This window comes from Streptomyces sp. NPDC097129, assembly GCF_055668065.1.
The window spans coordinates 75828-82314 of the sequence record NZ_JBVOQE010000019.1; the positions used below are offsets into that span (position 1 = coordinate 75828).

At 71.0% G+C, this 6487-nt stretch carries 7 protein-coding genes; 4 read left to right on the top strand and 3 right to left on the bottom strand.

Features of this window, described 5'->3' with window-relative positions; genetic code table 11:
- Positions 1-7 precede the first annotated feature (7 nt).
- From AC0B9F_RS35390 to AC0B9F_RS35400, 3 genes are read right to left on the bottom strand one after another with little or no spacing between them, the layout of a single operon-like run.
- Positions 8-799, bottom strand: a complete 792-nt coding sequence (locus AC0B9F_RS35390; RefSeq protein WP_472009547.1) for an amino acid ABC transporter ATP-binding protein — start codon at positions 797-799, stop codon at positions 8-10.
- Positions 796-1629, bottom strand: coding sequence for an amino acid ABC transporter permease (locus AC0B9F_RS35395; protein WP_472009548.1), 834 nt, complete (start codon positions 1627-1629; stop codon positions 796-798). Before AC0B9F_RS35395 ends, AC0B9F_RS35390 begins: the two co-directional genes overlap by 4 nt.
- The gene (locus AC0B9F_RS35400; RefSeq protein ID WP_472009550.1) at positions 1626-2471 is read right to left on the bottom strand and encodes a transporter substrate-binding domain-containing protein; all 846 of its coding nucleotides are present in this window, start codon (positions 2469-2471) and stop codon (positions 1626-1628) included. The genes AC0B9F_RS35395 and AC0B9F_RS35400 overlap by 4 nt, the downstream gene beginning before the upstream one ends.
- A 227-nt stretch (positions 2472-2698) precedes the next feature.
- Here AC0B9F_RS35400 and AC0B9F_RS35405 point away from each other — a divergent pair, with 227 nt between their 5' ends.
- The 4 genes from AC0B9F_RS35405 to AC0B9F_RS35420 all read left to right on the top strand — a co-directional run.
- On the top strand, positions 2699-3799 hold the full coding sequence (locus AC0B9F_RS35405) for a pyridoxal-phosphate-dependent aminotransferase family protein (RefSeq protein ID WP_472009552.1): 1101 nt from the start codon (positions 2699-2701) through the stop codon (positions 3797-3799).
- Positions 3800-4847: 1048 nt separating this feature from the next.
- On the top strand, positions 4848-5375 hold the full coding sequence (locus AC0B9F_RS35410) for a DinB family protein (RefSeq protein WP_472009554.1): 528 nt from the start codon (positions 4848-4850) through the stop codon (positions 5373-5375).
- 335 nt (positions 5376-5710) lie between these two features.
- A complete protein-coding gene (gene ectA, locus AC0B9F_RS35415; RefSeq protein WP_472009556.1) occupies positions 5711-6226 on the top strand; it encodes a diaminobutyrate acetyltransferase in 516 nt (171 codons plus the stop codon).
- Between the two features lie 13 nt (positions 6227-6239).
- Positions 6240-6487, top strand: a 248-nt coding sequence (locus AC0B9F_RS35420) for an aminotransferase class III-fold pyridoxal phosphate-dependent enzyme (RefSeq protein WP_472009558.1), incomplete at its 3' end; no start/stop codon positions are given.

Below are 6487 nucleotides of genomic sequence, written 5' to 3' on the forward strand. Positions count from 1 at the left end.
AGAGCCCCTACTCGCCCTGGCCCACCTGGTCGGACGTCTCCTCCTCCACCTCGGCCATCGCCGGGTCGAGGAGGCGGGAGAGGAAGTGGCGGGTGCGCTCGTGGCGGGGGTGGGTGATGACCTGCTCGGGGCTGCCGTCCTCGACGATCACGCCGCCGTCCATGAAGACGACCCGGTCGGCGACCTCGCGGGCGAAAGTCATCTCGTGGGTGACGACCATCATCGTCATGCCCTCCCGCGCGAGCCTGCGCATGACGGCGAGGACGTCGCCGACCAGCTCCGGGTCGAGCGCGGAGGTCGGCTCGTCGAACAGCATCACCTCGGGGCCCATGGCGAGCGCCCGCGCGATGGCGACGCGCTGCTGCTGGCCGCCGGAGAGGGAGGACGGGTAGGCGTCCGCCTTCTCGGACAGGCCGACGCGCTCCAGGTTCTGCGCGGCCACCCTCGCGGCCGTCGCCTTGTCCGTCCTGAGGACCCTGCGCTGCGGCAGCGTGAGGTTCTCGGTCACCGTCAGGTGCGGGAAGAGGTTGAACTGCTGGAACACCATGCCGATACGGCGGCGTACGGCGTCGATGTCGACGTCCGGGTCGGTGACCTCGGTGCCGCCCACGAAGACCTGGCCCTTGCCGGGCTCCTCGAGGAGGTTGACGCAGCGCAGCAGCGTGGACTTGCCGGAGCCGGAGGGGCCGATGACGCAGACGACCTCGCCCTGGCCGATCTCCAGGTCGATGCCGCGCAGCACCTCGTTGTCGCCGAAGGACTTGTGCAGGTCCCTGATCTCGATCTCGGGTCGGCTCACTTGACGGCCTCCTGGGCCTTGGCCTCCATGCGGCGCACGACGAAGCCGAGCGGGATCGTGATCAGCAGGTAGCACAGGCCGGCCACAAGGATCGGGGTGGAGTTGGCGGTCGTGCTGGCGAGGTCGCGCCCGTACTTGGACAGGTCGCGTTCCTCCAGCGTGACACCGAGGAAGAGGACGAGCGAGGAGTCCTTGAAGAGCAGGACGAGTTCGTTGGTCAGCGGCGGCAGGATGATCCGGAACGCCTGCGGGATGACCACGGAGATCATCGCGCGGGCGGGCGAGAAGCCCAGCGAACGGGCGGCCTCCATCTGCCCCTTGGGCACGGCCTGGATGCCGGCGCGGATGGTCTCCGCCATGTAGGCGGCGGCGACCAGTCCGAGCGCGATGGCGACCTTGCCGTACGTGCCGCCGACGATCTCGGTGCCGGGGAAGGCTAGCGGGACGGCGACACCGATGAAGATGAAGATCAGCAGGGCTGGCAGGCCGCGGAAGATCTCGATGTAGATGCCGGCGACCCAGCGGTAGGGGCCGACGGACGACAGCCGCATCAGCGCGATCAGCATGCCGAGCGCGAGTCCGACGACGAAGCCGGACACCGTGTACAGCACGGTGTTCTTCAGCGCGAGCGTGATGACGTCCGGGAACATCTGGCGCGCGATGCTGCCCTGCGCGAACTGGTTCTTCAGCCGCCCCCAGTCCGCCGTGACCGCGAGCGCGATCACGGCGGCGACGAAGACGGCGTACTGCGCGCCGCGTGAGACGCTGCGCTTCTGACGCCGGGTCAGGCCCTTCTTGCGAGGCTGGAGTTCGGTGTCCGTCGCGGTCATGAGGCGGCGGGCGAGGCGACGGAGGCGTCGTAGGGGCCGATCCACTGCTCGTACAGCTTCTTGTACGTGCCGTCGGCCTTGGCCTTCGCGATCGCCTTGTTGATGGCCTCGCGCAGCTTGGTGTTGCCCTTCTTGACGGTGAAGCCGTACTGCTCACCGGTCTTGAGGTTGTCGACGACCTTGAACTTGTCCGCGTTGGCCTTGTCCTTCAGCCAGCCCTGAACCACGGGGTAGTCGATGATGACGGCCTTGACCTGGCCGGTGCGCAGGCCGTTGATGACGGCGTCGGAGGACTCGAAGGAGACCGGGTCGAAGCCCTTGCTCTTGGCGTAGTCCTCGCCGGTGGTCTGCGCCTGGGCGCCCAGCTTGACGCCCTTGGCCTTGACGTCGGCGAGGGAGTTCACACCGCTGTTCTTGTCGACCAGGACGGCCTGGGTGGCGTCGAAGTAGGGGTCGGAGAAGTCGACGTTCTTCTTGCGCTCCGCGGTGATGGTCATGCCGGCCGCGGCCAGGTCGCACTTGCCGGCGTTGAGGAAGGCGCCGGTCTTGAAGTTCTCGAACGGGGTGTCGAGGATCTCCTGCTTCACGCCGAGGTCCTTGGCGACCAGGTCGATCAGGGACACGTCGAAGCCCTGCACCTTGCCGCCGATCTCCGACTGGAACGGCGGGTACGGCAGGTGGGTGCAGGTGGTCAGCTGCCCGGCCTTGACCAGCTCGACCCCGCCGGCGGCGGACTTGGAGCCGCCGCTGTTGGTGGAGGTGCACGCGGCCACGAGCATCAGCCCGGCCGTCGCGGTGGTGGCGGCCAGAACGCGGGTCCGGCGCCCGGGGAGCGTGTTCACGGGGGAGCCTCCTGTGTTGGAACTGAGAGTTCCGATTATAAGGAGAGGTTTGGGCCTCTCAAATCAAACCGATGGTTACGGGGCGGTCTCACCTTAGAAAGACGCGCCGGGCAACGGGGACCAACCCGCCCAAGACGCCGCGACGGGAGGAGCCTCGGGGGCGACGGTTACCCTCGACGACGGCTGTACCCCGTGAGTCGTACCCGTGAAGTGAAGAGAGCACCGCCGTGACCCACCCCTTCCTGGACCTCGCCCCGCTGAGCGCCGCCCGCTTCGCCTCCATCGAGGACCGGGTGGCCCGGCTGCTCTCCACCACGCAGGACGTGCTGATCATGCAGGGCGAGGCGCTGCTGCCGCTGGAGGGCGCGATCCGCGCGACCGCCGGGCCGGGCACGACCGCTCTGAACGTGATCACCGGGCCGTACGGGCAGACCTTCGGCGACTGGCTGCGGGACTGCGGGGCGCGCGTGATCGATCTGCCGGTGCCGTTCCGCACGGCGGTGAGCGCCGAGCAGATCCGTGAGGCCCTCGCCGAGCACCCGGAGATCGACTTCGTGTCGCTGGTGCACGCGGAGGCGGCGACCGGCAACACCAACCCGGTCGCCGAGGTCGGCCCGGTGGTGCGGGAGCACGGCGCGCTGTTCTACCTGGACGCGGTGGCCTCCGTCGGCGCCGAGCCGGTGCTGGTGGACGCGTGGGGCGTCGACCTGTGCGTCATCGGGGCGCAGAAGGCGATGGGCGGGCCGGCCGGGGTGTCGGCGGTGTCGGTGAGCGAGCGGGCATGGGCGCGGATGGCGGCCAACCCCGGGGCGCCGCGACGGTCGTACCTCTCCCTGCTGGACTGGAAGGAGCGCTGGCTCGACGGCGGCCGCCGGGCGCTGCCGCACGCGCCGGCGCAGCTGGAGATGCTGGCGCTGGAGGCATGCCTGGACCGCATCGAGGCGGACGGTATCGACGCGGTGACGGCCCGGCACGCGCGTGCCGCCGCGGCCACCCGCGCGGGCGCGGTGGCGCTGGGCGGCGGCCTGGAGCCGTATGTGGACCGGGCCGCGGAGGCGGCGCCGGTGGCCACGACACTGCGGGCGCCGTCCGGCGTGGACGCCTCGGAGCTGGTCGCCCGCGCCCTGGCGAGCGACCCGGCACTGCCGCTGGCCGCGGGCGGGGGCGCGCTGGCCAAGGAGATGATCCGCGTCAACCACTACGGCCCCGCCGCGACACCGGGCACGGTACGTGGCAGCCTGACGGCACTGGCGACGGCCATGACGGAGAGGTCCCTGAACGTCGACCTGCAGGCGGCCCTGCAAGCCGCGGACACCGCCTGGCACTGACGACGAAAGAGGTACGCGCCCGGCTGCGGGCGGGGGGTGAGCGGACGCGGGCAGGGGGTGAGCGGACGCCGGCCCGGTGTGAGCGGACGCGGGCCGGGGGTGAGCTGACGCGGGCCGGGGGTGAGCAGCCGCGGACCGGCGTGAGCGGACGCAGGCCGGGCGCGAGCTGACGCGGGCCGGGCGTGGACCGACGCAGGCGGAACGCGAGCCGAGACACGACGGGCCCGCGCGGACGCAGGGCAGGCGTGAGCCACCGCAAGCCGAGCCTGCGCGGCTCCGGGCCTGGCGTGAGCCGGCGCACGCCGGGCCTGCGCGGACGCAGCGCGGGCGCGGACCATCGCAAGCCGAACCTGAGCCAGCCCAGGCCGGACGCCAGCCACCGCAAGCCCGGCCGCCTGAGCACACCCGGGCCAGGCGCCAGCCACAGGCCCGGCGCGCGCGGACGCAGGGCGGGCGCGAGCCACCGCAGGCCGCGCGTGGACCGACGCAGGCCGAACGCGAGCCAAGACACGACGGGCCCGCGCGGGCGCAATGCAGGCGTGAGCCAGGCCTGCGCCGCCCCGGGTCGGGCGCGACCAGGCGCACGGCAGGCCTGCACGGACGCAGCGCGGGCGCAGGCCATAGCAAGCCGAACCTGAGCCAGCCCAGGCCGGACGCCAGCCACCGCAGCCCGGCCCCCTGAGCACACCCAGGCCGGGCGCCAACCGCCACAAGCCAGGCGCGCCCCGACACACCCCGGGCCTACCCGAACCTAGGCCGGGCGGGCGCGCCGACGCACTCCGGGCCCACGTGGACGCAGGCCGAGCGCGAGCCGAGACACGCCGGACCTGAGCCACCGCAGGGCCTGCCCCAGCCACCGCAAGCCCGGCCTGAGCACACCCAGGCTGCGCGCCAGCCCCCACAGCCACGCGCGAGCCGACGCACCCCGGGCCCACCCGGACGCACGCCGGGTCTGCGTGGACGTCGGCCGGGCGGGGCGGCCGCCGTGCCTCCGGTGCGGACGTGTCGGCGGAGGCCCGACCGTCGTACGGCGTGCCATGCTCGGGCCATGGCCAACGACGCGCATCAGACGCTGCCCGACGGTCGCCCCGTGCCGCTGCTGACCGGGGAGGAGCGGCCCATGCTGGAGAGCTGGCTCGCCTTCCACCGGGCCACGCTGGAGCTGAAGTGCGCGGGACTGAACGACGGGCAGGTGCGGCTGGCGGCGGCCGAGCCGTCCTCCATGACGCTGCTCGGGCTGGTGCAGCACCTGGCCGAGGTGGAGCGGAACTGGTTCCAGCGGGTGTTCGCGGGCCTCGACGTCCCGCCGGTCTTCGGCGAGGAGACCGGGTACGTCCTCGACCCCGACCGGGGGCTGGACGAGGCGCTGGCGATCTGGCGCCGCGAGGTGGCCCGTGGGCAGGAGCTGTGCGCCGGGCGCTCGCTGGAGGCCACCGGGCGCGTGGTGGACGGGCCGATGGCCGGGCTGGAGGTCTCCCTGCGCTGGGTGCTGATCCACATGATCGAGGAGTACGCCCGGCACAACGGCCACGCGGACATCCTGCGCGAACGCATCGACGGCGCGATCGGCGCCTGAATTAACACACACATCTATTTCAGGGAATTCCATTCCCTTATTTCAGCCCTATTCCCATGGGTAGCTTCCCGTCTTCTTCTGCCCGCTTCTCACGACCCTAAACGCAAAGATTTCGCGAACGTCGAGCGAGGTAATCCGGGCAGATCTCGCGGGGGTTACATGGCTGTGACGCGTTACACACCGCGTCCGTTTCACCACTTTCCTCCGGGTCAAATGCGGACATCACACCAGCAGGTCGCGTACCTGCCCGCGCCCGCGTGATAACACAGAACAAGCGCGCAGGAAACCCCCACCCTCCATGCATTTTTCAATTTCGCTCGGTAAATTCAATCCGCATGACCGCCGCACCAGCAGACCTGCTCATAGACCGCCCGTCGGTGGCCGACGGAGCCGCCCTGTGGCGTATCGCCCGGGACTCCGAGGCCCTCGACCTGAACTCCTCCTACAGCTACCTGCTGTGGTGCCGTGACTTCGCCGGCACCTCCGCAGTGGTGCGCCGGGAGGACGGGGAGCCGGTCGGTTTCATCACCGGGTACGTACGGCCCGAGCGGCCGCACACCCTACTCGTCTGGCAGGTGGCCGTCGACGCCGCGTACCGCGGCAAGGGCCTCGCCGCCGCGCTGCTCGACGGGCTGACCGCCCGGCTCGCCGCCGAGCACCGGATCACCGACGTCGAGACCACCATCAGCCCGGGCAACACCGCCTCCGAGCGGCTGTTCACCTCCTTCGCCGCCCGGCACGGCGCGCGGGTCGAACGGGAGGTCCTGTTCGACGCCGGACTGTTCCCGGACGGCCCGCACGACCCCGAAGTGCTGTACCGCATCGGCCCGTTGACCCTGACTTCCCACTGAGGAGCGATTCGTCGTGACCATCACCCAGCCCGACCTGAGCGTCTTCGAGACCGTGGAGTCCGAGGTGCGCAGCTACTGCCGTGGCTGGCCCACCGTCTTCGACCGCGCGCAGGGCAGCCGCATGTACGACGAGGACGGGCACCAGTACCTCGACTTCTTCGCCGGCGCCGGGTCACTGAACTACGGCCACAACAACCCCGTACTGAAACGGGCGCTGATCGACTACCTGATGCGGGACGGCGTCACGCACGGCCTGGACAT

What these genes read in the sequence shown, in the direction of transcription:
- AC0B9F_RS35395 (WP_472009548.1), bottom strand. Translation starts at nt 1,629, where the DNA reads ATGACCGCGACGGACACCGAACTCCAGCCTCGCAAGAAGGGCCTGACC.
- ectA (WP_472009556.1), top strand. Translation starts at nt 5,711, where the DNA reads ATGACCGCCGCACCAGCAGACCTGCTCATAGACCGCCCGTCGGTGGCC.
- AC0B9F_RS35410 (WP_472009554.1), top strand. Translation starts at nt 4,848, where the DNA reads ATGGCCAACGACGCGCATCAGACGCTGCCCGACGGTCGCCCCGTGCCG.